Source organism: Arthrobacter sp. B055-34, assembly GCF_059090425.1.
In genome coordinates, this window is the sequence record NZ_JBNHFQ010000006.1 from 204,226 (window position 1) to 230,547 (window position 26,322).

Genomic DNA, 26,322 nt, shown 5'->3' on the forward strand with positions numbered 1-26,322 from the left:
CGTTGGCGCGGCTTTCTTAGCAGCTCCTAGGAGTGTGAGCTGCAGCATTGTTCGTCAGGTCGGTTAGCAACGCCGTCAATCGCTCCTCCTCGAAAATGCCGTCCTCTGAGGGTAACCAAGGATGTACGAGTGGTCCGTACCTCCGTCCAATTACTGCTTCCACCTCCGTCTCGATTTGGTCACCGGCAACGTCCCGATCGGTACTTAGAAGGATTTGAGCTCCCGCGGCCGCGACGGCGGACAACACCGACCACGCCGCAGATGATGGGCGCCCGTACAGGCACACGAGGGGCGGGCAGGAGGCTCCGAGCCGATTGGCCGCCGCCTCGATCACTGACGGGTTCTCGCACACCCGCACGACCAGCTGGTCGGGCTCCCTACCGTTGGACCGGCAGCGCCGGAGACCAGTATTGCTGGTCCAGTTCATCGCCGTATGGCATGGCTCAACGGTCATTCGTGCGGTCAGCCAGATAGGCTCCCCAGCCACAGCCGTTACCGCTGCGAGCGCAGGATTGGCGCCATTCAGCGGCAAATTGAGCACGAGGACCGTAGATGACACCTGGTCGCACGTGATCCCGGCGCGCGTCCACGTTCCGCGCCACGACCTAGCCTGAAGCACTGACCCCGCAGCGTCGACGGCGGCGACTGCCAGTGCGTCCTCAGGCACTTTTTTCATAACTGCTTCGACACCCCCGCCGGGGGCCTCGCTTTGGTCGAGCCAGGCGAACGTCGCGGCGAGGAGGCGGGCGACCGCGCGACCTGCGGGCTGGTCCCGGTCGAGCGCATGTGGGTCGAGGAGCGTCTGTCCGGCAAACTCCGCCAGCCCAACCGTGTCGTGCTGGCTGTGCGAGCCTCCGGGCTGGATCGGCAGTGCGGACCAGACGGCAGCAACGATGCCTGCGACCGCCTGCGGGTCGGCGCCGAGCCAACGACGCACGACGGCCAGCCCCGCAATGGGTCGAAGGACCCCGGCGTCGGCCAGCAAATCGACGACATCGGAGCGCATCTGCTCTTTCGCGTGGGCCACCAGCCGTCGCTCGGTCGGCCTGTCCCGCAGCGGCCCACCGACTTCAGTCAGCAGCCCGGTCAGGTCCGCTCCCGCCTTGGTGAGTGCATCTCGTAGGAGCCGCAGCGTGACGGGCTTTCGCGAGAGCTCCCACGCAACGCCGAGCATCCGTCCCACGTCGTCACGTTGATCCTCGACGACCGCCACCTGCACCCGGTCACCGGTCTTGCCTGCTTCGACCTTCTCCCGCACCTCGGCCAGCAGCGTCGCGGAACCGGGACGGCGAGCCCATCGCAGCACCGCCTCCGGCACCGCGCTGTTCTGGTTGGGGCTGACGGTCACTCCCACAGCCCCTGATGCTGGCGATGGGCGTTAGCGGAGCCGACGCCGTCGCTGTTCTCATCGTCCGAGGCAAGCACGGCCATGGTGCTGACGACGGGAGCCCAGGTGTGTGCGGCCATTGGCACGCGCTCTTGGGTGCCGCCAGCGAACAGCCATAGGCCTAGGTCTACACCGGGCAGCGGCGCTGGCGCCCGGTTGACCATCCACACGGCCGCGCAGGGCACGTGCCGGGACGCGACTAGGGTCTTCGGGCCGGCGAGGAGGAAGTCGAAGTCGAACTCGACCAGCATGCCAAGTAGGCTGGAGATGTTGCCCGGGTCGAGACCGTCGAATGCCTCATCGAGCCAGAGCGGCCGCGGAGAGGTCTGCGATGTCTGGTACAGGGTCGCGAGCGTGGCCAGCAGCGGCTGCACCATCGTCATCACTTTCCCGCCACCGGAGTCCTGTCCGTGCCGGGCGGTGGTGAGCTCGGTCCACTTCTGCGACGCGCCCTCCTTTGCACTCGCCAAAACCCGCCACTCCGTGACGACTGCGAACCAGTTGCGGTAGTCGAGGTTGTCTACCAGTAGCTCCTTCCAGTCCCGCCCGGTCGCGTGCCCCTCGTCCTGTGCCGCGCGGATCTGTCCTGCGAGGAAGGTCTGAACCTGCTCCTGGACCGCGGGGGAGTCGATGCCATCGGTCAGGAGGCGCTGGAGGACATGGTAGCCGCCGACGTGCTCGGGGACCGCCTTGCGCTGCAGCCGGACTACGGTGCGGGTCGTGCCGGTCGGGTGTTTGGAGAGAACGACGTTGATGTCGTTGATCAGTTTCTCGGTCTCCTTCACCTTCGCACGCAGGTGATCGACGAACGTCGAGGAGAGCAGTTCCTGCATCACCTCGTGCATCTGCTCGTCGTGGAGCTCGCCGAGCTCCGCGGCCTTTGCTTCCAGCGCCCGGACCGCTGCAGCTGGCTCGAGCGTTGTGCCGGAGGAGTCGACCATGACTCGAACTTGCGGCAGGCCGGTGTCCTCGTCGTGCTCGATGAAAGCTGTCCGCCCGCCGGTCCGGTGCAGCGTGTTGTTCAGGGCCACGAGGTCCTGCCCGGAGAGCCGGTCGCGGAGCCGGTTGAGGATCTGGTCTCGTTCCTTGTCGCCAGCGGTGCCGGCGGTTGTGTCGGGCCAGCCGCGCGGCGGACGCCGATCGGCGCGCAGCGCGCGGGCCTGGTTCACGGCCGCACTCAGCGTCCGGGTCGCATCTCCCGTGTCGATGCCTCGGGCGGCGGCGAAACCTGCGTCTACCGGGACCCACCAGGCGGCGAGCTTTTCGATCCGGGATTCCTCGGCCTCGCGCCGCTTGTCCTCGATGGTCTCGAGGACGCTGGCGGCCTTGACGACTTCCCTGCCCAGGTCCCGAATACGGATGTTGAGCTTCTTACGCTCCTCCTCGAGCTCCTCGATTCGGGCGCCGAGCCGTTCAGCGTTCGCAAGCAGTTCTTGGTCCGTGGACTCCAGCGCGTCCTCGGCTGCTTGTAGTGCGACGTCAAGGTTCTCCCGTCGTGACTTGGAGTCAAGGGCGAGGTGTTCGGCTTCGTCAGCGGCGGCACGGACCTGGTTGGCAAGCAACTGTTTCCCGTTGGCGTTGCGCTGCTCGCGAGCCAGCTCGGAGACGCGGAACCCGAGCCGCTCGGCCTCGAGGCGCGCTTGGTGGAGTGCGGTCTCAGTCTCTGGGAGTCGGGCCACGATTAGGTTGTGCTCGGCGGCGTACGCGACGAGGTCGGTCTGCGCTTGGTCCTTCGCGCCCTCGGCCGCCTCGGCGGTCTGGTTCCTGTCGTGCCGGTCGCGCTGTGCAGCCTCGAGCTCGGTGGCTGCGGAGGCCAGCGCCCGCGCGGCGTCGATAAGCGCCATGTCGTCAGGTGCAGCTTGCGCGAGCGAGTGCAGCCGCTCCGCAAGTTCCCGGTTCCGTTCGGCGTTCCGGGTGTGCTCCTCCGCGTCCTCGCGCTCCTGGTGCGCCTGTTCTCGTAGCGCGGTGACCCGGCGAGCGCGGGCTGCTTCCCGGGCAGACGCACCGAGCAGGCTGGCTCCGTTGGCGGAAGGGACTGCACGTCCGGTCGTGGTCGGCGTCATCCAGGAACCATCGCTGGCAACGTGAACGCACGCTCCTCGAACTCCGTCATGATTAGTACCACGAGCCCGGGTATCAGCCGTCTCGATGGTGTCTTCGTGCCAAATTACCGACTCGAGCACCCATCCTGCGGTCTCGGCAAGCGCGGCAAGCGGCTGTCCGTCTTGGACCTTCTCGGCGAACGCCAGGACCGCCCGAAGCCGGTCCTCGTCGGTGTGATCGGATGGGGCGGCGAGGGTGAGGACTTGTTCGTGCCCGTCGCGGTCAGCGGCCCAGAGTCCGTCGGGGGTCACCCAGACGTCGAGGAGGCCCGCGCCGGCGAGTGCTGCCTCGAGGCCGGCGATCTGTGCGTCGGTGAGGTGGGGGAGCGGGTCGAGCAGTTCCCACAGTGGTGCACCGGCTGGCCCCGACGCGGGCCGGGTGCGTCGCTCCCACAGGTGTGGGTTGGCGGGAACGGGGACCGGCTCGGCTTCGACCTGCGACGCCTCGGCGTTCAGTTTCTCCGCCCGGTCGATGGCCGCGGCGGCGGCGTTGTGGGACGTGATTGCAGCGGCGGTGACTGGCTCGACCTCTGGGGTCAGCCACTCGTCACGAATCAGGCGCGCGAGTGTCTGCGCTGGCCTCGGCTGCTCGCACGCGGAGATGACCATGGCCAGCCACCGTTCACGGAACGGTGCTTCCGGGGGCGCCACCTGCTCGAGCTGGCCGACGGCTGCGGCCCAGGCCTCGAGGTCGTCGGAGAGCGCCTGGGCGGCGCTCTCGTAGCCGCCCTCGGCGGCCTCGTACGCCATCCGGCGCTGGTGCTCCCGGCTCTCCGCGTCGGAGAGCAGGGCAAGCGCGTGCTCGTGCCGTTTGGTCGCCTCCTTGACCTTGTCGGCGCGGCGGCGGGCGTGCTCGACGTGCTCGGACCGGTGTCGGATGGCGGTCAACAGTCGCTGGCTGTCGTGTGCCGCCGCCCACGCTGCCGCGTCCGGGAGGCCGGCGCCGGTGCCTGCGGTCGCGGCTAGCTCGACCTGGGCGGCGAGCTCCTGCTGGGTCTGCTCGAGGTCGCCCAGCGCGCGCTCGAAGTCGCCGTCGGCCTGGTGGGCCGTTGCCCGGGCGTCGTTAGCGGTCTTGGCGCGTTCTCGCTCGTCCTCGCGGGCACGCTTCACCTGCTCGGTCAGATCAACGACCTGACGGCCGGCCGCGGCGGCGGCGTGGTAGGCCCGGGATGCGATGAGGGTGTTGCGGCGACTGGTCGTGATCCTGCGGTCGGCTTCGTTCTCCCGTTCGGCGGCCTCGGCGGCCTCGCATTCCTCGCGGGCCTTCTTCTCCTGCTGTTCTGCGCGGCTGCGTTCGCGGGTGACGCCGTCTAGGACGGTGACTGCGGAGACCAAGTCGTCGGCGGCGCGGCGGAGGAGCGCGTCGGCCCAAGGGTTCCACGTCGACCGCAGGTAGGCAGTGACCGCCTCCTGTGCCTCGCGAGCGTCGTCACGGTCTTGGGCGAGCTGACCAAGCTGGTCCCACCCGTCGGCGAGCTCGTTGATTTCGGAGGTGTCCAGCGGAGGGAGCGCCTCCCGGATCCGGTCGACGACCCATGAAGGGTTCAGCCGGTTCCCGAGCTTCGGAGTGCGCAGGGTCTTCAGCAGCTCCACAACCGTGCGCAGGCGCTGCGGGTTGGTGAATCCGAACAGGACGGAGGCGACCGTCTTGACGTACTCTTGGCCGTTCGGGTGCCGGGTCAACCCGGGCAGGGTAGGTAGGTCGGCGGCAGGGACAGTGGCCTGCTCCCGCAACAGCGTCAGGCCAGCCCGGATCCGTTCGGATCCGCGGTGGGTGATCCAGTACTTCGCGACGGTTGGGGACGTACGTCGTGTCTGCACGAACAGCAGCGTGGTGAAGTACTCGGGGCCATTCTCGCCGCGGCGGCCGTACTCGACCCAGGTCCAGCCGCGGTTCAGCTGGTCCTTGGTCGGGCGTCGGTCCTTCGGGTCGTCGGTCGGCTCGAGGTAGTAGCGAAAGGTGCGGTGGGACTCCCCGAACGTGTCGACATACCTTGGAGACAGGTCGCCGGTGAGCATGGTCAGGGTCGTCATCGTCATCATTGTCGACTTGCCCTGCTCGTTTCCGCCGACGAACTGGGCGCGTCCGTCCGCAGTCCAGTACTCCGCGGCATCGAACTCCCACATGTTCACCACTCCGGCGCGCAGCTGCTGCCACCGGTCCCGGCCTGGCTCGGGCAGACCCCCGCTGATGGCCGCCTGCCGCCACGCGCGCAGGGTCTCGTCGTCTGTCAGATCGAGCGTGATGGATGCGCCATCGAGCGCTGTTACGGTCGGCGGCTCGTCGCGGCCAACCGTTCCCCCGTTGGAGGGATTATCCACGGTGTTGGCGGTTTCACTGGTCACGTGTGTCCTCCGGAAGGTCAACTGCGGTTTGGGTTGCCCGATCGGTACGGTCGGTCTGGCCGGATGCGAAGTAAATTGAGTCGCTGGTGGGGTCGGGGAACAAGTCTGCCTGCTCGGGTCCAGGCATGGGCTCGACGAGTTCGGGGTCCCGGTAGCGGCCGGTGACCGGGGACAGGTGCCAGGATCCGTCATCGTCCGTACGAAGCAGGTCAAGCCATCGCAGGGTGTCCTCGACTGCGATGCGAAGCTTTGTTGGGTCGTTGCGGAGGTCGACTCGGAACAAGTGCCCCTTCCACTCAGTGAGGTCTTCGAGAACGTCTTCGACCTCGGAACTGGAGAGGTGAACGAACCCGTCGTCGTCGTGGTGCCCATCGCGGCCAGCCTTATCGGCCACCATCAACGCCGCCCAGGATTCGGTTCTTGCGGTTGGCCACACGACAGTCGCAGGACACTCGTCCTCGCGGCTGATCCACACGAGCCCCTCGGCGCGTGCTTCGATGGATCCTCCGATCAGTCCGATCGACTCGGCGGCTCGCAGGCCACGCTGCCCTCGTGCGAGCTCGGCCTCGTCCGGAGGAAGGTCGGCATACAGCAAGGTAGGGGTCTCGACCAGAGTGCGCAGGTGGCGGACAACACGGCTCGCCTGCCGCTGCGACTCCCAAATGGCATCCGGGGATTCCTCTGCGGCGGAGGGGCCGATCATTGGGGAATGTGTCGCGGGCTCGTCCCCGTCGACCTGGTCAGGTCGGTCGAGCTGCGCGAACTGGGCATGCTGATGTGCGGCGAGCGCGATGGTGTCCGGGGTGACGAACAGCAGGAGGGCTTCGCGGTCAACGTCATAGCCGGCACCGATCCCGTGGCGCGTCTCGGTCCACTCCTGGACATCACTTACCAGAGTCGTCCGTTTGCGCAATACGCCCCAGAACTCCAGGATTGCAGCCGCCTTCACCAGCGCACGACGTTCAGCAAGCAGGTCTGGGTCATACGGAGTCAGCTGCCGGTCGGCGCTGGAGGAGAGCTCGGCGACGAGCTCGGAGAGTTTCACGAGCGTGACTCCGCCTTCTACCTCCTCACACGCGGCCGCGAGCAGGGCGGTGAGTGTGAGCACTCGCTTCGGGGGCAGCTCTAGCGGCCGGGGCGGGGCGATCACTGTTCCGAGGATGGGATTTCGGACGAGCCGGATGGCTCCGCCCAGATGCGCTCGCCGGTAGTCCAGTCGCTTGCAGTACCCATCGATCTGTTTGGCGTAGCGCATGACATCACGGTAAAGCTGTGTGTCGACATGTGCGGTCACCAACGGTCGGCAGAGCAGCCGCAGGAAAGTCTGCCGCGCCTGTACCTCCTCGCTCGTTGATATCGCCTGGGCTGGCGCGTATTCCGGGACCAGAGGCGCCGGATGGGTCGCCTTCGTCATTGCCTTCTCGCATCTTCGACGACCACAAGCTCATGGGCAGCTGTGCCGCCGACACTGTCGCCTCTGCTGATGGTTGTGGTAGCGACGCTGCCCGCGAGGGAGAGTGCGTCGACCGCCCGGGAGACGCTGATCGTCAGGTCCCGGTAGACCAACCGGCCCTCGGGCAGCCTGACGACTGCATCGGGCGTACCGGTCGGCGGGACGGTCGCAGTGAGGTCCCACAGCCCGTCACCGGTGCAAGCGCGGACCACCGTCCCGGGCCTGGGGTAATGACCGCAGCTGCGCCGTATCTCGGCGATCGTGGAATCGAGGACCATCACGAACTCGGTCAGGTGCTCCGCGACCTTGCCGCTTATGTCGTTCCACTGCGACAGCGGGTTCCCAGACAAGGCGAGCAGTCGCTCCCAAGTCCTCGTTTCTTCACGCGCGGCTTCGGTGGCCGCCTGACGGGCGGCCTGCTTGCCGGCGGTGCGGTCGTACATCCGCGAGGGGCGGCTGCGTCCGGACCGGGGTCCCTGCCGACGTAACCGGGCCTCGACCGGCGCCGGGTCAGCCGTCCAGAACGATAGAGCGTCCGACCCGTGACCCGGATGAGGTGCGGTCTGGCCCAGATGGCGTGCTGAGAATAAGCCCGTGTACGTGGTCCACACATGCCACGCTGCGTCATCGTCGGTGGTGCAGTCGAGACGTTCGGCAAGGTTGAGCAACTGGTTGCGCCTCGACACATGTCCGCCGACCGCGGCGAGCGCGCGTTTGCCGCGCACCATCGGCACGATGGTGTCGCGCATCTGCCGGCGTAACAACCCGGCTTGGCTGGTCTCGCCGTCGAACCAGGACAGAACGCGTCCCAATACGGCCACGATCTCAAAGACGACCCGTCCGAGAATGTCCTCGGAAACGTCAGGCCCCGCCATGTGGAGCGCGATGTGCCGGAGCGCGGTTTCGGGGACCGCAAGAACTGCCCGGGCATCGCGACTGATGTCGGCAGAGTAAATATCGATGCCAGCGCCCCACATCGACACGTAGCTGGACAGCGTGTCGTTGAGCGCGGCAATCTTGTCCGCGTCCGGGCTTCCAGACAAGGCGGCCGCAAGGCGCGCCTGCCAGCCGTTAGCGGCGTCAGACATATTCCGCATCGTCGGGGTGATCACGCCCCACGCGGCAGCGGCGGCCGCAGGGTCGCTCTCGATGGTCGCGCGCAGCTGGGTAAGCTGGGCCGCGATGACCGGCGGCGCCAGCGTCGCGGCGATTGCGGAGCTGCTCTCGGCACCGAGAGAGCGAACCGCTCGGTGCAAATGAGCGGCTTCTTCGGAGAGCTGGTAGCGACCGCGGTGCCGGGTGAAGTCCTCGTCGGACCGAACCTTGTCCTCCCACATGACGATGACGCCCCAACCGGCGAGTTGCGCCAGGCGGTTGTCGAGGTTGAGAGTGTCCGGGGCGAGGGCGGCGGCGAGGGTCTGGTCATCGCCGGCCAGATGCCCTGCGAGGCGCTCTCGGATCAGCATTTCGAGCTGGTCGTGCGGGATCCCACTTAGGTACTGCGGCTGGTGCTCGAGCATTACGTCGACGATTAGTCGGTAGATCGGCGCCAAGCTTTCGGTGAGGTAGCTCGCGACGCGCATGACGCCAGGAAGGCCGATGGCCTTCCATAATTCCTCATGCGGACCACCTGACGCTGTGTTGGGGTCGTGAATCGGCATTTGTTACCTCCTTTCGTGCATAGCCTAGGCTGACCCACTGACAGTGAACTAGCGAACCCCCCGATTCCTCCAGGCAAGAGCGGCTCCGCTTGTCCGGATTAGTGGCCGATGGATCGCCATCAGCTCGAACCTGCACCGACAAAACTGCCGCGCCTCTTTGAAGGTGCGGCGGTCGCTCTGATGGGCGGAAGGGGGCAAGAAATGGTGTGTACAAAGTACACGCATTTCGACTCGGACTGGCTCGTACATCGGCCGGCCTGGGCCGGACTGCTTATGTTTTCTGGAGTTCCCTGTGTTTCCAAGGGCTGGAATATAGTTCGAGTCCCACCTCGGGCACCAGCAGGCCCCTTCTCTTGTACTCCAAGAAAAGGGGCCTTGTGTATTTTGGCACCGCGACGTTCCAATGACGGCTCGTTGGCGCTATGCGGGTGCACGAAAACCGTCCCGAAACGACACGTGCCGTCCCACGGTAGGGCCGGATGCAGCGCCCGACAGACTGAGGTGAGGTTTGGAGGTGTTGCGCTCATCGCCACCTGTCGCCCTTCGCCGTGACATAGTGCCGCAACACATAGCGCCACGGAATCACGGCCAGGATGATGACGACCATCGAGCAATTGAATATCAGTTCGGACATGGCCGGATCAACGGCGTTGTCCATGATGGCGGGCAAGGCCATGGCAATGAGCCAGATGAGCTTCCAGATCGACTCGAACAGCAGCACCGGCAGCATCCTGACCGGATACCGCAATCCGACGAAGGCGAGGATGCACATGGCGGTCAGGATGCAGGTGACAACGCCTTCCATCAGGGGCCTGGAAGCGCCGATGCTGAAAAGCTCCGGCACCTTGAAGATGGCGAGGCCAATCGTCATGTAGAAATAGCCTGCCCGCATCAGATGGAGACGGTAAAGGGGCAAAGTGTCTGCTGAGGCAGCAGCGGGCTGTGACGGACTTGATGCTTGCCGAACGGTCATGGAGGGCTCCGGCGTGGCTGGACGCTGCTCTGGCATAGATGCAAACCCGGAAGGGCTTATGAGCAGGCTGCGTCGTCGCCGTGCCCGCTGCCATTCCTATGATTGTGACCGGCGTCTGTTACAGGCGCGTCATTCGATCTTCTGATGGGCGACCGCCGATCCCAATGACAGGTATCGGGGCACGAAAGGCCAGGTTGACGCACCCCAGAGATTGAGGACTGGGGTGGCCTGAACGTTTTCATGAGCGCAGTCGGGCGCAAAATAGTGGATGTCGGAACGGTCGTTGACGTCCTGTTCCGGCAGTTGCGTATTCCTTGGAGGCGGCCGTCCATCGGCCGGGGTGGGAACACCCGAGAATCCGCGGCAACAGCGAGATGGCTTGAAGTGAGTTGGCTTGGGGAGGCCTGACTTCAGGCCATTTCGCACGTCCGGGCTTTCCGCCGTCGAGCCCAAGGCAACTCTAAGAGTGAGTTGGAACAGGTGCCGGGGCCAGCAGGCTCTCCCCAAAGTCCTGCCGGTGCCCCGCACCCGATGAGCCGAGAGGCGAGCCGGCCGCTGACAGTCCGTGCACTCCCCAATAACCCGGACTCCGGCTTTAGTACCCGCCATCTGCTGCTCCAAGCGTGGCCGACGACCTCAAGATTTCCGCAGGCCCGGATCAAGTTTGGCTCAAGACGCGCGTCCTGTCTTCCCTGCCGGGGCGCCGGAAATAGTGTGGTCTTTCGGCGCCGTCCTGCCGTCCCCCCGTGGCGGGGCGGCGCCGAATCCGCGCCAGTCCTTGGCTAAGGTCGGAGCATGACAGACGGGTCCGAGCAGCGGTTCCTCAGAGCGCGATGAGCCCGGCCGGCTGGGATGAGGTTTCCGAGAACCCCGCACTGTGCATCAAAACGCCCGGCTGCCGTTGGCCTGGAATTACTCAAAAATCTCCGTCAACAGCGGCAGGCCGACGGAGAAGAACGTGGTAATGCAGCCGGCGAGGAGCAAGGCCGTCACCACGACGACGAAGATCACCAAGGGCCAGCGGCGGGGCTTAAACGCTCCCTTCTCATCCACATCTCCACGGTATGGGCTCAGCCATAAGCCCACCTGTGACCAAACTGTGAAGCTGCTGTAGAGGCACGTTAGTCATTCTCCAGGTCCTTCCGATCGCCCCAGTTGCCTCGGTCACCGTCGTCGATAACCTGAATTTATGTGGCCGAGACCTGCCAGCAGCCTTTGGATGCCAGATGGCGGCTTCCCTAAAAAGACGCTGTTCCGGCATGAATGGAGGGGCGAGCTTGCATGGCCGGACGGGTCACGAAACCCATTGAACGTTTTGTTCCTTGCGCCAGCGCCGGAGAGTCATCAAGCATGCGAAAAGGTACACGCTTTTTATACGCATTCCTGACATGGCTAGAAAAGCGTGGATGCCCATCGTTCGTCAAAGAACTCGACCAGATCGGCGTCACGGCGGAGGAACAGCCACGAGAACGTCGGGGGGCGAATCCGGCTGCGGATGACCGGCGGCGAATCGCTACGGTAGATGTAAGCCTTGCGACCGGCAGCCGACTGCGGCAGGCATAGGCTGGGTCAGGGACCAACGATGACAGGAGTGTGCAGATGAAACATGAACCAGCAATTCCGGGGATCCGCGAGGTTGTGAGGGAACTGACGGATGATCTGGGACCGACCATCGTCTCTGCCCTGACCGGCGACCGCGTCCGACTAACCGCCGATGACTGGGTCATGGAAGACGGCCCGGAGCCAGACGAAAAGGAGGCAGAACGTCTCCGGTTCGCCTACGACCAGTGGCAGCTGCTGGCTGCACAGGGAGCTGACCGTGCCCGGGCCTGGTTTATCGGAGACAACCCGACGCTCGGTCATGAGTCTCCGGTGGTGGCTATCCACGACGGCCGGTTCGATGATGTGAGGAATGCAGTGCGTGCTTTCTTGGCGGAAGGCACTCCAGCTGACCGGTAGTACCCCAGGACGATGTATCACGAGCAGGCGGAGGCTTGCGGTCCGGTTCTCTCGGACCGGAATCCTAACTCCGCTACACCAGGGGCCATGGGTAACGCATGCCGGTGTCGTCGACCGGCAGCACCCTCTCACGCAGCAGGCGCTTCACCCGGAGCCGCAGGGCGGCAACCTCCATGTCGTCGAGGAGTTCGGCTACGTCGGGAGGCACAGCTTGTGCGAGCGGGGCGATGTCATCCAGCAGAGCGCCCGGGATAGGTTCACCGGCGAAATCCCAAATCACTGTGCGCAGTTTGAAGTGGGCTGCGAAGCACAACCCGTGGTCGATGCCCCATACCCGTCCGTCGTAGCCGCGCAGCACGTGCCCGCTTTTGCGATCAGTGTTGTTGGCGATGCAATCGAACAGGGCGATCTGCGCCAAGCAGTCATGGGTTTCGGCTGATTCCGCATACAGCGTGAAGTAATGCTCACGCTGGTCGTTCTCGACGAACCACTGCAGCGACCCGATGCCCAAGGGAGGGTCCTCGCGGATCACCGTCGGCGGTACTAGGCCCCAATCCAGATACTCGCTCAGCAGATAAGCCGCACGTTCCCGCCGGTAGAGCCCAGGCTCAAAGTCGGACAGCGGCCGTTCCCCGGCCTCCGGCTTGTAAATTGCCCACGCCGACTCCTCCCGGCAGGAGACCTGGACGAGGAACGTTGCGTTGCTGCTGCGCAGGATACGTCCGAGCATCTCGATACGGCCCTCGGCGAGCAGTGTCAGCTGCTGTCCGGACACAGTTTGTCCCTTTTCACGACGCCCTCAGCCCGTTCAGTGATTCCAGAGTCGAGTTCACCATGAGCACGGCAGGCGCCTGGCCCTCCGCATACGAGATGACCGAGACCGAGCACGGGCTGATAACGATCCTCTGGAAGAGGTCCAGGTGGGTGCCCAGGGCGTGGGCAACGGCGGCCTTGATCGGATCGGCGTGGGAGAAGCAAACGACGACGCCGCCGGCGTGAGCGGTGTACAGCGCCTCGAGGGTGCCGACCATCCGTGCTTGCATCTGCGCGAAGCTTTCCCCGTCCGGGAACCGGAAGGCGGACGGAGTGTGCTGTACGGTCTGCCACTGCGGCAAACGCGCCAGCTCGGTGAGCGCGGCTCCGGTCCACGCGCCGAAGTCACACTCGATCAGTCCGGCGTGCTCGTTCACCTTTAGCCCAGTGCTGGCTGCCGTCGCCTCGGCAGTCTCGCAAGCGCGCTCCAGTGGAGAGGAGTAGATGCCGTCGATCGGAAGCGCTGCGAGCCGCTCCGCGACCCGTTGGGCCTGGACGCGGCCCCCGTCGGAGAGGTGTAGCCCGGGGGCAAGCCCGGGCAGCACCGAGCCCGTCGTGGGCGTCTGCCCATGACGCACCAGAAGGAGCAGGGTACTCGGCGGTTTCGCTGGCGCCGACGGTGTTGTTGCAGTCATCAAAATCCAGCGTATGCCGTTCCAGGGGCTGACGCGTTGGAATCATGAGAAAGTTGGATGCTCGATTCACGGCAGTTCGAGGACTACCTTTGAGGTGTGAGTGATCGTCCCGAAATCTTTACTGTCGGTGAACTACGTGCAGCCGGCCATGTTCACAAGGACCTGCGCCACGAGATCCGCGACAACCTGCTCGCCGCGCTCGCCGCAGACCGCGATCCGTGGCCCGGCATGTTCGGTTTCAGCCGCACAGTTCTTCCCCAGCTCGAGCGTGCCTTGATCGCCGGCCACGACGTTGTCCTGCTCGGCGAGCGGGGACAAGGGAAGACGCGGCTCCTTCGCACGTTGGTCGGACTTCTCGACGAGTGGTCTCCGGTGATCGAGGGATCGGAACTGAACGAACACCCGTACGAACCGATTACGGAGCAGTCCCGCACCCGTGCCCTCGCCGAAGGGGACCGGCTGCGTGTGGGCTGGCGGCACCGTTCGGAACGCTACGTCGAGAAGCTCGCCACGCCGGACACCTCTGTCGCCGACCTTATCGGCGACGTCGACCCAATGCGGGTAGCCGAGGGCCGAAGGCTCGGGGACCCGGATACCATCCACTATGGTCTCGTCCCGCGCTCCAACCGCGGCATCATCGGCATCAATGAACTTCCCGACCTTGCCGAGCGCATCCAGGTCGCGATGCTCAACGTGATGGAGGAGCGCGACATCCAGATCCGCGGCTACGTACTGCGGCTGCCTCTCGATGTGCTTGTCGTCGCGTCGGCGAATCCGGAGGACTACACCAACCGCGGCCGGATTATCACTCCACTGAAGGACCGCTTCGGTGCCGAGATCCGCACCCATTACCCGATCGAGCTGGAAGACGAGGTTGCAGTCATTGCGCAGGAGGGCCGACTTGTCGCCGACGTTTCGCCCGTCATCCTCGAGATCCTCGCCCGCTACACGCGTGCCCTCCGCCAATCCCCGGCGGTTAACCAAAGCTCCGGAGTCTCCGCGCGGTTCGGCATCGCTGGCGCCGAGACGGTCGCCGCGGCAGCGCTTCGCCGGGCTGCCGTGCGCGGGGAAGACGAGGCAGTCGCCCGGATCGTCGACCTGGAGAGTGCAGTCGATGTCTTATCCGGCAAGATTGAGTTCGAATCGGGTGAAGAGGGGCGGGAACGTGCCGTCCTCGATCACCTCGTGCGCACGGCCACTGCCGAGGCCGTGCGGATGCACTACCGCGGCATCGATTTCGGACCGCTCGTTGCTGCACTCGACGGACACACGACCGTAACCACCGGGGAAGAAGTCACCGCGCGGGAGTTCCTCGCAAACCTCCCGGCTCTTGACGGATCCGACCTGTACGACCAGATCGGCGCGCGTCTGGGCGCGAAAAACGAGGGGCAGCGCGCCGCCGCCATCGAACTTGCACTGGAGGGTCTTTTCCTCGCCCGCCGGATTTCCAAGGAGTCCGACGACGGGGAGACGATCTACGGCTAGGAATCAGGACTAGGGATAGGCAGCATCATGAGCGCTCACCACCGGTCCTCCCGGTACGGCCGGTACACGGGCGGACCCGATCCGCTCGCCCCGCCGGTTGATCTGGCCGAGGCGCTTGACGCGGTCGCCGAAGACGTCATGGCAGGCTACTCGCCCCGGCACGCCCTGCAGGAGTTTCTGCGCCGCGGCGGCCGGGACCGGGAAGGGCTGGACGACCTCGCCGGCCGTGTCCAGCAACGCCGACGGGACCTGCTGAGCCGCCACCGGCTGGACGGCACCCTCAACGAAGTCCGGAAGCTGCTCGACACCGCCGTGCTGGCGGAACGCAAGCAGTTGGCCCGCGACGCCATGATGGACAACACCGACCGCGCATTCCGTGAGATGCAGCTGCAGAACTTGCCCTCGTCCACCGCCGCAGCCGTCAATGAGCTCGCCTCCTATGACTGGCAGTCGAGCACGGCCCGGGAGGCCTACGAACGGATCAAGGACCTGCTGGGCCGAGAGGTTCTTGACCAGCGGTTCGCCGGCATGAAACAGGCACTCGAGAATGCCACCGACGAAGACCGCGAAGCCGTGCGCGGCATGCTGCGCGATCTCAACGAGCTGCTCGACAAACACCGGCGCGGCGAGGACACCGACGAAGACTTCCAGACGTTCATGTCTCAGCACGGCAGCTTCTTTCCGGAGAATCCGGAATCGGTCGAGGAGCTGATTGATGCTCTGGCCCAGCGGGCGGCCGCGGCCCAGCGGCTCCTGCAATCCATGTCCCAGGAGCAGCGCGATGAGCTGATGCGTCTGTCGGCCCAAGCGTTCGGCTCGCCCGAACTGATGGCGCAGCTCGATCAGCTCGACGCGAGCCTGCGTGCCCTGCGCCCCGGCGAGGACTGGACCGGCTCGGAACGCTTCGAGGGGCAGGAAGGGCTCGGGCTGGGCGACGGAACGGGAGTGCTCCAGGACATCGCCGAACTCGACGAGCTTGCCGAACAGCTCTCCCAGTCCTACAACGGATCACGCCTCGATGATCTGGATTTGGACGCCCTCGCACGCCAACTTGGTCAGAATGCGGCCGTGTCGGCCCACGCCCTCGCGGACATCGAACGGGCGATGCAGGACGGCGGTTATCTGCGGCGCGGTCCCGACGGCGACCTCCGGTTGTCGCCTCAGGCTATGCGGCGGCTGGGGAAGTCGCTGTTGCGGGACACCGCCAAGCAGCTCTCCGGCCGCCAAGGACGCCGGGATACACGTGTCGCCGGGGCCGCGGGCGATCAGACCGGTGCCAGCCGTGAGTGGCAGTTCGGGGACGCCGAGCCGTGGGACGTCACTCGCACCATGACAAACGCGATCCGCCGGACGATGGCCGACGGCGGCGATCCGAGCCGGGGCGTACACCTCGGAGCGGCCGACATCGAGGTGGCCGAAACGGAGGCCCGTACGCAGGCCGCCGTCGTCCTGCTCGTCGATGTGTCGTTCTCGATGGCCGCCGAGGGACGCTGGGTGCCGATGAAACGCACCGCGCTCGCCTTGCACCAACTCGTCTCAACCCGTTTTCGTGGGGACCGGCTGCAGCTGATCACTTTCGGCCGTTACGCGCAGTCGATGGACATCAGCGACCTCACGGCCCTGCCGGCGCTGCGGGAGCAGGGAACAAACCTGCATCACGGCCTGCTGCTGGCAAATCGCTTCTTCCGGCGGCACCCTTCAATGCAGCCTGTCCTCCTTGTGGTGACCGACGGCGAGCCTACTGCGCATCTGTTGGCGGAGGGCGAGGCATGGTTTTCCTGGCCGCCCGACCCGGAGACAATCCGCGTAACAGTCGCCGAACTCGACCGTCTTGGACGTGCCGGCACGCAAGCCACGTTCTTTCGGCTCGGCGACGACCCAGGCCTCGCGCGGTTCGTCCAAAAAATTGTCCGGCGAATCGACGGTCGGGTCGTCGCTCCAGAGCCCGGGGATCTCGGTGCAGCCGTTGTGGGGGAGTACCTCCGCGCCCATTTCCATGGCACCTACGACGATACTGATTGGGGTTTATAGCCGCCCCGGCCACTCCTTGCTTGCCCATGGGTCATAATCAGCGATGAGCTCCTCCTGCGGTGGACGCTCCGCTTCGGGGACGTGCTGCAGGTTGACCCGCACCCTGTACCAGAGCGAGCTCGATCCGCGCATTCCGTCGACGAGCACATCTGCCGGGTGCAACGCCGTGACAACGTCGGCATGTCGGGTTTTCCACTCGTCGAGCGCAGCGAGTGCCTCGGGCTTGGTTTTGGTGCGTGCCACCTCGATGAGCGGCATCATCGACTGGCGGCGGCCGGAGCCGTCGCCGCCGCGTGGCGGCTTCTCGGCGGGGCCGAGCTCGGCTGCCAAGGCGAGGAGGCCGTCAAGCGTGCCCACGGCGTCGTCGATACCGGCGTGTGAATCTCCCAGCTCGGCGAACCGCTCGGGCACCGTGCGCACGGTGAATTGTTCGGGCCGGGTGGAGCGGACCTCGTCCCATGCGAGGGGCGTCGAGACGCGGGCATCTGGCAGGGGTCGGACCGAGTACGCCGACGCCACGGTGCGGTCCTTGGCGTTCTGATTGAAGTCGACGAACACGCTCTCGCCGCGCTCCTCCTTCCACCACCGAGCGGTGGCGAGGCCGGGAGCGCGGTTCTCGACCTCACGGGCGAGGGTCTCGGCGGCGAGCCGCACGTCGCGGTACGACCACTTCGGCGCAATGCGCACCAGAATGTGGAGTCCGCGTGACCCGCTCGTCTTCGGCCAACCCACCAGTCCCACCTCGTCGAGCACCTCGCGGGCTACATACGCGACGTCGACGATCTGTGACCAGTCGACACCCGGCATCGGATCGAGGTCGACCCGGAGCTCGTCGGGGTGCTCAAGGTCCTCGGCCCGCACAGGGTGCGGATTGAGGTCCAGGCACCCAAGATTCACCACCCACGCCAAGCCCGCGGCATCCCGGATGACGGTTTCTTCGGCTGATGTCCCCGATGCATAATGCAGCGTGGTTGTGTCGATGAAATCGGGGTGGTTTTCTGGCACGCGCTTCTGAAAGAACGGCTCAGCGTCGATGCCCTTCGGGAAGCGCTTGAGCACCATCGGGCGGCCGCCGGCGCCGCGCAGCGCACCCTCTGCGACGGCGAGGTAATAACGAACCAGGTCAAGTTTCGTCAGCCCGGGCTCGGGGAAAACCACCTTGTCCGGACTCGAGATACGGACCTCGGAGCCGGCGATGGTGAGGATCTCGGCCGGGGTCTTCGACGGCGTCATTCCACCACGCTAGCAACGATCGGCTGTCCCAGCCACAGCTTGGTGATGTCGGCTGGCCGGTGCTACTCGGCAGACGGTCGCTTGCGTTGCTGTTTCGTCGCCGCACGCTGTTGCTTTGCGGCGAGGCGACGCCGGTTCGACGCCCGGGTGGGTTTGGTCGCCCGGCGCCGAGCAGCTTCGGGAGCAAGACCTTCTGCCACCAGGTCGGCGAGCTTGGCCAGCGCGATTTCGCGATTGCGCAGCTGGGAGCGCTGCTCCGAGGCGGTCACCGTGATCGCTCCGGCGATGAGACGTCGTCCGAGACGCTCGACCAGCATCAGCCGTTGCTCGTCCGAAAGCGCAGCCGAGTCGGCGACGTTCCATGACAGCTCGACCCGGCTGTCCGATGTGTTGACGTGCTGGCCCCCTGGCCCGGACGACCGCGAGAACCGCCAGCTCAGTTCCGACGCGGGAATAGTGAGCGTGCGCGATACCTCCAGATCCATGTAACCAGCCTTGCACAATATCGGAACGGTCAAGGCGCCCACCCTCATGGCGGCCAACGCAACCGGCGCGTGAAAGTGACCTGGCTACGTTTTGACCGACGCTTTAGGAGTTCCCTGCCGTGCCATGAGTGGCTAGGCTGTGCGGGTGGAATGGAGTCAGTCATGACCAAGCGCACGTATCCGCCGGGTGTCCCATGCTGGATCGACACGGAGCAGCCCGATGTCCAGGCGGCTATTGATTTCTACGGTGGCATTTTCGGCTGGACGTTTGAAGATGTGATGCCTCCGGGATCACCGGACCGCTATGTGATTGCCAAGCTCGACGGACAGGATGTCGGCGCCATCGCCGGTCCCCACAGGGGCGCGGCTGTGTGGAACACCTACGTGTCCGTTAACAGCGCGGACGCTGCGGCAAAGCGTCTGGTTGCCGCCGGCGCCGCCATCCGATCTGCGCCGGCCGATGCGGGTGAGGGCGGCCGCGGGGCAGCACTGATCGATCCGGAGGGCGTCGAGTTCCGCCTTTGGGAAGCCAGGCGGCGCCCGGGCGCTCAGCTGGCCAATCAACCGGGCGCATGGAATTTCAGCGATCTCCATACGGCCAATGTCGACGCCGCCACTGCCTTCTACGGGCAGGCGTTCGGCTGGCAAATAGACGACATCGGCTTCGGCAGGATGATCCGCCGGCCCGGGTATGGCGACCATCTGGAACGGACCATCGACCCGGGCATCAGAGCCCGGCAGTCGGAGATAGCCACCCCGGTAGGGTTCGAGGATGCGGTTGGTTGGCTCGCTCCGGTTACCACTGGCGAGGCGCCGCACTGGCATGTCACTTTCACAGTGGCCGATCGCGACCAGACCGTGCTTGACGCTGAGCAGCTTGGGGCGCAGGTTCTCGGGCAGGACGACAACGAATGGACCCGCAGCGCATTGATCCGCGATCCGCAGGGCGCGGAGTTCACCGCCAGCCAATTCGCGCCGACGGGCTTCTGAAGGGCCAATGGGAGTCTGAGGAAAAGACCCGTGTCCGCCGAGGGAGCGAGGCGCCGTCGTCGTAATTCCTTAATCAGCGGGTGGGGAGGGGCTCACCGCCCTGCAGGCCGGCGTGGTGGTCGGCGACTATTATCCGCCGGGCGATGATGGAGCCGATCAGCGAGGTCAGCGCGATGGCAAACAGCAGGATAGCCGGACCCAGCGAACTGCCGCCCGTCATGGTGAGGATCCAGGCGGCGAGCGCCGGCATGAACCCGGCAATGATGCCGGAGATGTTCGCGGACAGGGCGATGGCGGAATAGCGCAGCCGGATCGGGAAGAGCTGGGTGAGCGTTGTTCCCACGGGTGCATACGGAATGGACGCGAAACCCAGCCCCAGGATCATGGCCACGGTGATCAGCAGCGAGCTGCGCGTGTCCACCAGCCAGAAGATCGGGAAGGCAACGACGACGGCGATCACGTAGCCGATCACCACCATTTTGGCCGGGGTGATCCGGTCTGCCACCTTGCCGGCGATGGTCATCGAGATGATCTGCGCGACGGCGCCCCAGGAGATGGCTGTAAGGATGACCGTGGGATCCAGCTCAAGGACCCTGCTGACGTAGCTGATCATGAACGTGGTGAGCAGGAAGAAACCGGCGTTGCCGAACAGATAGGTGCAGATGCCCACCACCAGACGGCCGGGAATGTGCCGGAAGATCTCGACCACCGGGATGGTCTTGTGCGCGGCCGGTGCGGCGTCGGCGGCGGCACGGTAATCGGGGGTTTCGTCCACGGCCAGGCGCAGCCAGACACCGACCGCCACGAGCACGATCGAAATCAGGTAGGGGATCCGCCAGCCCCACTCAAGGAACTGGTCCCCGGTCCAGGCCACTACGCCGGCCACAATCAGGCTGGACAGCAGTGTGCCGGTGGGGGAGCCGAGCTGGACGACGGCGCCGTAGAACCCGCGCTTCTCCGGCGGCGCCGACTCGACGGCCATCAGGGTGGCCCCGCCCCATTCGCCGCCGGTTGCCAGTCCCTGGACGAAGCGCAGCGCGGCCAGCAGGATCGGGGCCACGATGCCCGCCGTCTCGAACGTCGGCAGCACCCCGATGAGGGCAGAGGCCACGCCCATGACCACGATCGTAATGACGAGGATGCCCTTGCGGCCCAGCCTATCGCCGAAGTGGCCGAAGACCAGGGCGCCGAGCGGCCGGCCGATGAAGCCGACGCCGAAAGTCAGGAAGGCCTGGATGGTCCGCAGCGCCGGGTCGTCGCCGCCGAAGAACAGCGGGGCGAAGACGATGGCCGCGGTAGTACCGAACAGGAAGAAGTCGTACCACTCCAGGGAGGTCCCGACGTAGGAGCCCCAGAGTGCTCTGCGCGCTTTTTTGGGGTCGGTCTGGACGGGGGCCAAGGGTGCGGCGTCGTCGGTTTCTCCGGGAATATGGATGCGCCGATGGTGCAGATGGCCCGACCGCCCGGGATCGGAGGGAGGCGTTGTATTCAAGGTTCCGTCCTTATCGTCGTCGCAACGGTCTTCGCCAGCGGTTGTGCCACTCATGATGCTCCTTTGCTCCGGCTAACGGAAGAGCGGCGCCCCTGCAGCAGGACCAAGGCACAATGGAGGCGTGACTTCTGCGTACCTCTCCTCCGGCCCCGCAAGCAGCCCCGGTCCCTTTGACCTGGCAACCATAGGTGCGGGTCTGGTCTTTGCGGAGTCGCTGGGGGAGCTGGCCGAGGCGATTAGTGCGGGAGGCCCGGCCGGATCCGCCGTGGTGCAGGCTCCGCCCGGTACCGGCAAGACCACCCTGGTGCCGCCGCTACTGGCGAACCTGGCTTGGAACAGGGCCAGACACGGAGCGCGGGACAAGGGCGCCCTTCCCCGCGTTGTGGTCACCCAGCCGCGTCGCGTTGCCGCACGCTCGGCTGCCCGTCGCCTCGCCGCACTGGACGGCACCCGGCTCGGCGACCGCGTCGGGTACACGGTCCGAGGTGAACGCCGCACCGGGCCTGCAACCCTGGTCGAGTTCGTGACCCCGGGCATCCTGCTGCGCCGCCTGCTCGCGGATCCGGGGCTGGAAGGCACGGACGCGGTGATCCTGGACGAGGTCCACGAACGCGGGCTCGAGACGGACCTGCTGCTGGGCATGCTCGCCGAAGTCCGCGAACTGCGCGGCGATCTGACGTTCGTGGCCATGTCCGCCACCCTCGACGCCCCGCGGTTCGCCGCTTTGATCGGCAAGTACGACGGCGAGGGGCCGGCTACCGTTGTCGATTGTCCTTCCGCACTCCATCCGTTGGAAACAATCTGGGCGCCGGCAGCAGCGGCGCGGCTGGACGGACGCGGCGTCACCCGCGCCTTCCTGGACCACGTCGCGGATACGGCGGCGACGTCACACCAGAAAGCGCTCGCCGCCGATCCGGGGATCGATGCGCTGGTCTTCGTGCCCGGTGCCTGGGAAGTTTCCCTCGTCGCCACGCGGATCCGGAACCGGCTGCGTGAGCGGGGAGCGGGGACCGAGGTCTTGGAGCTGCACGGGCAGGCCGGTCCGGCGGCCCAGGACCGGGCGGTCTCCGGCCGTGAGCAGGGCGGACCGCCGCGGATCATCGTGTCCACGGCGCTCGCCGAATCCTCGCTGACGGTTCCGGGTGTCCGGCTGGTGGTCGACGCGGGACTGTCGCGCGAACCCCGGCGGGATGCCGCCCGGGGCATGACCGGGCTGGTCACCGTCTCCTGCTCCCGCGCGTCCGCCGAGCAGCGCGCCGGCCGCGCCGCGCGGCAGGGCCCCGGCACAGTGGTGCGTTGTTACGACCAGAAGACTTTCGGGGCTGCGCCGGCCCACCGGACGCCCGAGATCATGGCCGCGGACCTGACCGGTGCGGCGCTGGTCCTAGCCTGCTGGGGCGCGCCCGGCGGCCAGGGACTCGCCCTGCCGGACGATCCTCCCCCGAATGCGATGGACGAGGCCGTCGAAGTGCTGCGCGATCTCGGCGCCGTGGAGCCCTCCGGGCATGCCACGGAGCTGGGCAGAACTCTCGCCCGGATTCCGGCAGATCCGCGGTTGGGGCGCGCCTTGCTGGATGGCTCGGCTTTGCTGCGAGGTGCCGCCACAGCCAAACGAACTACCGCGGCGGAGAGCGTTGCCATGGTCTCCGGGGATCTGCGAGCGCCGGGCGCAGACCTGACGAGGCTGCTGTCCGCCCTGCGTTCGGGCCAGGATCCCGGAGCCGCGCGCTGGGTAGAGGAGGTGCGGCGGATGGAGGGAATCGTGCGCGAGGAGGTTTCCGACGTCGTACTTCCCGGGGAACCATCGGAGCCTGTGCCGGAGAGTGATGCGGTGGGGTTCGTCATCGCGCTGGCGTTCCCCGACCGGGTGGCCCGCCGTGTTCCGGGCGGCGGACCGGAACAGTATCTGCTCGCCTCCGGTACCCGGGCCGGCCTGCCCACCGGCAGCCCGCTGGCCGGACACGAATGGCTGGCCGTCGCGGAGGTATCGCGGGCGCAGGGGCGCGCTGCGGCCGGAACCGGCGCCGTGATCCGATCGGCCGCACCGCTGTCGGCGGAGACCGCGGAGGCGGCAGCCCGGCACTTGCTGGCCGACACCGTGGCAGCCTCCTTCGCAAACGGCAGGGTGACGGCCCGGCGGCAACGCAGGCTAGGCTCCATTGTGCTGTCCTCGACTCCGATCCGGCCCCCGTTGGCCGAGGGGCGTGCCGCTGTCGTGCGCGCTTTGGAGCAGGACGGACTGTCGATAATCGGATGGTCGACGACGGCGGACGCACTGCGCCGCCGGCTCGCCCTGCTGCACCGCGAACTGGGCGAACCCTGGCCGGACGTTTCCGAGGACGCGCTGCTCGCGCGGCTGGATGAGTGGCTGGCGCCGGAGATCGATACCCTGGCCGGCGGCACCCCGGCGAATGCGGTCAATCTGGCCGACCCCTTGCGGCGGCTGCTGCCCTGGCCGGAGGCGGCTCGGCTCGGCGAACTGGCACCCGAGTCGCTGGAAGTACCAAGCGGTTCGCGGGTGCGGATCGATTACCCCGAGCCAGGGGAGGGCGACGGCCGCCCGGTGGTGGCGGTCAAGCTGCAGGAGTGTTTCGGCTGGGCGCGGACGCCCCGGCTGGTGGATGAGCGGGTGCCGGTGTTGTTCCACCTGCTCTCGCCCGCCAAACGCCCCTTGGCCGTAACGGACGATCTTGCCTCCTTCTGGTCCGGACCCTACGCACAGGTACGGGCGGAAATGCGCGGTCGCTATCCGAAGCACCCCTGGCCCGAGGATCCCTGGACGGCGAGGGCGACGGCACGGGTGACGAGGAAAGCCTGACGCTTGCGGTACCGGCATAGACGGCTCAGCCCGAGGTGAGGACGCAGAACTCATTGCCCTCCGAGTCGGCGAGGCACACCCATGGCACCTCGCCCTGGCCGACGTCTGCGTCAGTGGCCCCCAGAGCCCGGAGCCGGGCCACCTCTGCCGCCTGATCATCATTGGGGTACGGCATCAGATCGAGATGGACACGGCCGCACTCGGTCTTCAGGACGGGGGTGCGAAGGAACTCCAGATACGGACCGACGCCCTTGAACGAACGCAGCCTCGCATGATCGTCGGTCACCTCGTGCGCGGTCCAGTCCATCGCCTCGCTCCAGAACCGGGCCATGGCACGCGGATCCGCACAGTTGACCACCACCGCAGCGATCGGCCCGGTGTCCCGGTAAACCGATCGCGGCTCCAGCACGCGGAACAGGTTACCCTCCGGGTCGGCAAGAGCTGTCCAAGGCACATCACCCTGGCCCACATCCGCGGGCGTCGCACCGAGCTCCTGCAAGCGTGTGACCAGCTCTCTCTGATGGGCAGCAGAGGTGGTGTTGAGATCGAGGTGCGCGCGGTACCTCACGGTCTCGGGGTCCGGCACGGTGACCACATCGACGCAAACGGCGACGGGGTCCGGCCAGTCGAAGCCCAGGGGTTCAACATTGGTCACACCGGGTCCTTCGCTGGAAACGCCCCAGCGGAGCGCCTCCGCCCAAAACCGCCCGAGCGCTGAGTCATCCCGAGCCTTGAAATTTACCTGAACGAGTCGCAGCGCCATACCGCCCGACCCTATACCCAGGCAACACCCGAGATAAAGAGGCGCACCCGGCTGTCCGTTGCCGGTGCCGCACGGTGCTGGGACGATAGTGGCATCAGAAAATCGGCGTGGCGCAGGTAAACAAGGCGGTGGCAAATCATGGGCGGCATGACCTCCGGCGAGCATGAGCGAAGGCTGGCCCGCGCGGCCGAGCTGCGTGCCGCACGCAACTCCGGCGGACAGGCCGGCGAAGCGGACGCGGACGAGGAAGGCGGCCGCAAGCGCAACAAGATCAGCGATGCGGCCAAGGCCGACTACCTCATCCGCGATGCAATGGCGCGCGGTGAATTCGACAATCTGCAGTACGCCGGAAAACCGATCCCCGGGCTCGGGGAGCGCTACGACCCCGACTGGTGGATCAAGGGCCTGATCCAGCGCGAACACATCACCGGGCTGGGACCGGCAGCCATCATGCTGCGCACCGAGGACGCCGAGCTGGACCAGGCGCTCGACAAGCAGCACACGGAGAAGCAGGTCCGCGAGATCGTCGAGGACTTCAATGCCCGCGTGATCGAAGCCCGGCGCCAGCTGCTCGGCGGACCGCCCGTCATTACCAAGACCAGGGATGTCGACGGCGAAGTAGCCCGATGGCGCGAACGCAAGGCGGCCCGTGCGGCCGCTGCGCCGGCCAGCCCGGCACTTGAAATCAAGCGTCCCTGGTGGCGGCGGCTCTGGAGCCGCCGCCACTGACCATAGACGTCTGAAGCTACTTCTTGATGGTCTTACCTACATTCAAGATCGACGAGGTCCTCGCCCCGATGAGCAACCCGGTGTCCCTCGTGCTGACCATCGCCACGGTCATCGTCGCCACGCTGTCCTCGGCTTTCTCGGCTGGCTGGTGAAATTCCACTTCTTGGTCCTGTTCGTGACCGCACTGCTGGTCCCCTTTGTGGGCTGACAAGAGCTACGCGCGGCCCAACGCCTAACGGTGCGCGGCCAGGAACGCCGCGGCGGGTTCCGCCAGGGACGCGCCTACCTGGCCCGCGGTGCGCTTCAAGCCCGCGACCTCGAAGGAATGGCCGCCGCCCTCCAGCCACTGCAGCACAGCGGCCGCCCCGATGCGGGAAACAACATTCTCCAGGAGTTCAGGCGTGGCGAACGGATCGCGCGTCCCTTGGAGGAAAAGCATCGGCAGCGTCAGTCCGTAGAGGTGCTCATCGCGGAGCTTCTCCGGCTTACCCGGCGGATGCAGCGGGTAGCCAAGGTAGACCAGTCCCGCAGCAGGCATACCTTCGGCGACGGCCATCGAGGCCATGCGCCCGCCGAAGGATTTGCCGGCCGCCCACAGCGGTTCGCCGTTGGATTCCGAGGCGGCGAAGTCCATGGCCGCCCGCCAGGCGGCGATTGCGGCCGGCGGGCGGTCCGGAAACTTCCTGCCTGCCTCGCGGTAGGGGAAGTTGAAGCGCAAGGTGGCTACGCCGTCGTCGTTCAGTGCCCGGGTGAAGCCCTGCAGGAACGGATGCTCCATGCCGGCGCCCGCGCCGTGGGCCACGACCATTGTGGCCAGCGGGTTATCGGGCCGGGCATAGACACCCGAGACCGGTGTCTCGCCGACGGAGATGCTGATAGGTGATTCGGATGTGGCCATGTATCCATCATGCTGGATGCGCCGCCCGACCCTTGCCGTTTCCGCTGCCGCGGGTGTCGAATCTAATCA

The 26,322-nt window shown here is 66.3% G+C and carries 20 protein-coding genes; 7 read left to right on the forward strand and 13 right to left on the reverse strand.

Annotation, left to right across the window (positions count from 1 at the left end; all coding sequences use genetic code 11):
- Window positions 1-16 precede the first annotated feature (16 nt).
- The 6 genes from AC5RWO_RS13420 to AC5RWO_RS13445 all read right to left on the reverse strand — a co-directional run bounded on the left by AC5RWO_RS13420 (window position 17) and on the right by AC5RWO_RS13445 (window position 10,975).
- Complete coding sequence (locus AC5RWO_RS13420) at window positions 17-1,354, reverse strand: TIGR02679 domain-containing protein (RefSeq protein ID WP_498731901.1); 1,338 nt, start codon at window positions 1,352-1,354, stop codon at window positions 17-19.
- The gene (locus AC5RWO_RS13425; RefSeq protein WP_498731903.1) at window positions 1,345-5,835 is read right to left on the reverse strand and encodes an SbcC/MukB-like Walker B domain-containing protein; all 4,491 of its coding nucleotides are present in this window, start codon (window positions 5,833-5,835) and stop codon (window positions 1,345-1,347) included. Before AC5RWO_RS13425 ends, AC5RWO_RS13420 begins: the two co-directional genes overlap by 10 nt.
- Entirely contained in the window at window positions 5,825-7,249 is a 1,425-nt protein-coding gene (locus AC5RWO_RS13430) for a DUF2398 family protein (protein ID WP_498731905.1), read from the reverse strand. The genes AC5RWO_RS13425 and AC5RWO_RS13430 overlap by 11 nt, the downstream gene beginning before the upstream one ends.
- A complete protein-coding gene (locus AC5RWO_RS13435; RefSeq protein WP_498731906.1) occupies window positions 7,246-8,871 on the reverse strand; it encodes a DUF2397 domain-containing protein in 1,626 nt (541 codons plus the stop codon). Before AC5RWO_RS13435 ends, AC5RWO_RS13430 begins: the two co-directional genes overlap by 4 nt.
- Window positions 8,872-9,472: 601 nt before the next feature.
- Window positions 9,473-9,820 carry a hypothetical protein gene (locus AC5RWO_RS13440; RefSeq protein ID WP_498731908.1) on the reverse strand — a complete coding sequence of 116 codons (348 nt, stop codon included), beginning with the start codon at window positions 9,818-9,820 and terminating at the stop codon, window positions 9,473-9,475.
- 1,014 nt (window positions 9,821-10,834) lie between these two features.
- Window positions 10,835-10,975 carry a hypothetical protein gene (locus AC5RWO_RS13445; protein WP_498731909.1) on the reverse strand — a complete coding sequence of 47 codons (141 nt, stop codon included), beginning with the start codon at window positions 10,973-10,975 and terminating at the stop codon, window positions 10,835-10,837.
- A gap of 546 nt (window positions 10,976-11,521) precedes the next feature.
- Here AC5RWO_RS13445 and AC5RWO_RS13450 point away from each other — a divergent pair.
- Window positions 11,522-11,881 carry a hypothetical protein gene (locus AC5RWO_RS13450; RefSeq protein ID WP_498731910.1) on the forward strand — a complete coding sequence of 120 codons (360 nt, stop codon included), beginning with the start codon at window positions 11,522-11,524 and terminating at the stop codon, window positions 11,879-11,881.
- Window positions 11,882-11,954: 73 nt separating this feature from the next.
- Here AC5RWO_RS13450 and AC5RWO_RS13455 read toward each other — a convergent pair whose 3' ends face one another.
- Both AC5RWO_RS13455 and AC5RWO_RS13460 read right to left on the reverse strand, forming a co-directional pair.
- Entirely contained in the window at window positions 11,955-12,656 is a 702-nt protein-coding gene (locus tag AC5RWO_RS13455; protein ID WP_498731912.1) for an SCO1664 family protein, read from the reverse strand.
- A gap of 13 nt (window positions 12,657-12,669) precedes the next feature.
- Window positions 12,670-13,329 carry an MSMEG_4193 family putative phosphomutase gene (locus AC5RWO_RS13460; protein WP_498731913.1) on the reverse strand — a complete coding sequence of 220 codons (660 nt, stop codon included), beginning with the start codon at window positions 13,327-13,329 and terminating at the stop codon, window positions 12,670-12,672.
- Between the two features lie 96 nt (window positions 13,330-13,425).
- Here AC5RWO_RS13460 and AC5RWO_RS13465 point away from each other — a divergent pair, with 96 nt between their 5' ends.
- Together AC5RWO_RS13465 and AC5RWO_RS13470 are read left to right on the forward strand one after the other, a co-directional pair.
- A complete protein-coding gene (locus AC5RWO_RS13465) occupies window positions 13,426-14,814 on the forward strand; it encodes a magnesium chelatase ATPase subunit I (protein ID WP_498731914.1) in 1,389 nt (462 codons plus the stop codon).
- A gap of 27 nt (window positions 14,815-14,841) precedes the next feature.
- Window positions 14,842-16,845, forward strand: coding sequence for a vWA domain-containing protein (locus tag AC5RWO_RS13470; protein ID WP_498731916.1), 2,004 nt, complete (start codon window positions 14,842-14,844; stop codon window positions 16,843-16,845).
- Here the strand turns inward: AC5RWO_RS13470 and ligD are convergent.
- Entirely contained in the window at window positions 16,840-18,078 is a 1,239-nt protein-coding gene (gene ligD / locus AC5RWO_RS13475) for a non-homologous end-joining DNA ligase (RefSeq protein ID WP_498731917.1), read from the reverse strand. The two genes, AC5RWO_RS13470 and ligD, sit on opposite strands and share 6 nt — an antisense overlap.
- A 62-nt stretch (window positions 18,079-18,140) precedes the next feature.
- On the reverse strand, window positions 18,141-18,563 hold the full coding sequence (gene arfB, locus AC5RWO_RS13480; RefSeq protein WP_498731918.1) for an alternative ribosome rescue aminoacyl-tRNA hydrolase ArfB: 423 nt from the start codon (window positions 18,561-18,563) through the stop codon (window positions 18,141-18,143).
- Between the two features lie 162 nt (window positions 18,564-18,725).
- Between arfB and AC5RWO_RS13485 the strand changes: the two genes are divergently transcribed.
- Entirely contained in the window at window positions 18,726-19,553 is an 828-nt protein-coding gene (locus AC5RWO_RS13485) for a VOC family protein (RefSeq protein ID WP_498731919.1), read from the forward strand.
- A gap of 73 nt (window positions 19,554-19,626) precedes the next feature.
- Here AC5RWO_RS13485 and AC5RWO_RS13490 read toward each other — a convergent pair whose 3' ends face one another.
- Window positions 19,627-21,099, reverse strand: a complete 1,473-nt coding sequence (locus tag AC5RWO_RS13490) for an MFS transporter (RefSeq protein ID WP_498731920.1) — start codon at window positions 21,097-21,099, stop codon at window positions 19,627-19,629.
- A gap of 67 nt (window positions 21,100-21,166) precedes the next feature.
- Between AC5RWO_RS13490 and hrpB the strand changes: the two genes are divergently transcribed.
- Window positions 21,167-23,863 (forward strand): ATP-dependent helicase HrpB, encoded by a 2,697-nt coding sequence (hrpB, locus tag AC5RWO_RS13495; protein ID WP_498731921.1) that lies wholly within the window; start codon window positions 21,167-21,169, stop codon window positions 23,861-23,863.
- 25 nt (window positions 23,864-23,888) lie between these two features.
- Here hrpB and AC5RWO_RS13500 read toward each other — a convergent pair whose 3' ends face one another.
- On the reverse strand, window positions 23,889-24,626 hold the full coding sequence (locus tag AC5RWO_RS13500) for a VOC family protein (RefSeq protein WP_498731922.1): 738 nt from the start codon (window positions 24,624-24,626) through the stop codon (window positions 23,889-23,891).
- Between the two features lie 138 nt (window positions 24,627-24,764).
- On the opposite strand from AC5RWO_RS13500, the gene AC5RWO_RS13505 reads away from it, so the two are divergent.
- Both AC5RWO_RS13505 and AC5RWO_RS13510 read left to right on the forward strand, forming a co-directional pair.
- Window positions 24,765-25,355, forward strand: a complete 591-nt coding sequence (locus AC5RWO_RS13505; RefSeq protein ID WP_498731923.1) for a DnaJ family domain-containing protein — start codon at window positions 24,765-24,767, stop codon at window positions 25,353-25,355.
- Window positions 25,356-25,381: 26 nt separating this feature from the next.
- On the forward strand, window positions 25,382-25,507 hold the full coding sequence (locus AC5RWO_RS13510) for a hypothetical protein (protein WP_498731924.1): 126 nt from the start codon (window positions 25,382-25,384) through the stop codon (window positions 25,505-25,507).
- A gap of 80 nt (window positions 25,508-25,587) precedes the next feature.
- Here AC5RWO_RS13510 and AC5RWO_RS13515 read toward each other — a convergent pair whose 3' ends face one another.
- Window positions 25,588-26,253, reverse strand: coding sequence for an alpha/beta hydrolase family protein (locus AC5RWO_RS13515; protein ID WP_498731925.1), 666 nt, complete (start codon window positions 26,251-26,253; stop codon window positions 25,588-25,590).
- Window positions 26,254-26,322 lie beyond the last annotated feature (69 nt).

Excerpts from the sequence above, each read along its gene's own strand:
- AC5RWO_RS13430 (WP_498731905.1), bottom strand. The coding sequence starts at position 7,249 with ATGACGAAGGCGACCCATCCGGCGCCTCTGGTCCCGGAATACGCGCCA.
- AC5RWO_RS13435 (WP_498731906.1), bottom strand. The coding sequence starts at position 8,871 with ATGCGCGTCGCGAGCTACCTCACCGAAAGCTTGGCGCCGATCTACCGA.
- AC5RWO_RS13440 (WP_498731908.1), bottom strand. The coding sequence starts at position 9,820 with ATGACGATTGGCCTCGCCATCTTCAAGGTGCCGGAGCTTTTCAGCATC.
- AC5RWO_RS13450 (WP_498731910.1), top strand. The coding sequence starts at position 11,522 with ATGAAACATGAACCAGCAATTCCGGGGATCCGCGAGGTTGTGAGGGAA.
- AC5RWO_RS13460 (WP_498731913.1), bottom strand. The coding sequence starts at position 13,329 with ATGACTGCAACAACACCGTCGGCGCCAGCGAAACCGCCGAGTACCCTG.
- AC5RWO_RS13470 (WP_498731916.1), top strand. The coding sequence starts at position 14,842 with ATGAGCGCTCACCACCGGTCCTCCCGGTACGGCCGGTACACGGGCGGA.
- ligD (WP_498731917.1), bottom strand. The coding sequence starts at position 18,078 with ATGACGCCGTCGAAGACCCCGGCCGAGATCCTCACCATCGCCGGCTCC.
- arfB (WP_498731918.1), bottom strand. The coding sequence starts at position 18,563 with ATGGATCTGGAGGTATCGCGCACGCTCACTATTCCCGCGTCGGAACTG.
- AC5RWO_RS13485 (WP_498731919.1), top strand. The coding sequence starts at position 18,726 with ATGACCAAGCGCACGTATCCGCCGGGTGTCCCATGCTGGATCGACACG.
- AC5RWO_RS13490 (WP_498731920.1), bottom strand. The coding sequence starts at position 21,099 with ATGAGTGGCACAACCGCTGGCGAAGACCGTTGCGACGACGATAAGGAC.
- AC5RWO_RS13500 (WP_498731922.1), bottom strand. The coding sequence starts at position 24,626 with ATGGCGCTGCGACTCGTTCAGGTAAATTTCAAGGCTCGGGATGACTCA.
- AC5RWO_RS13505 (WP_498731923.1), top strand. The coding sequence starts at position 24,765 with ATGGGCGGCATGACCTCCGGCGAGCATGAGCGAAGGCTGGCCCGCGCG.
- AC5RWO_RS13510 (WP_498731924.1), top strand. The coding sequence starts at position 25,382 with ATGGTCTTACCTACATTCAAGATCGACGAGGTCCTCGCCCCGATGAGC.
- AC5RWO_RS13515 (WP_498731925.1), bottom strand. The coding sequence starts at position 26,253 with ATGGCCACATCCGAATCACCTATCAGCATCTCCGTCGGCGAGACACCG.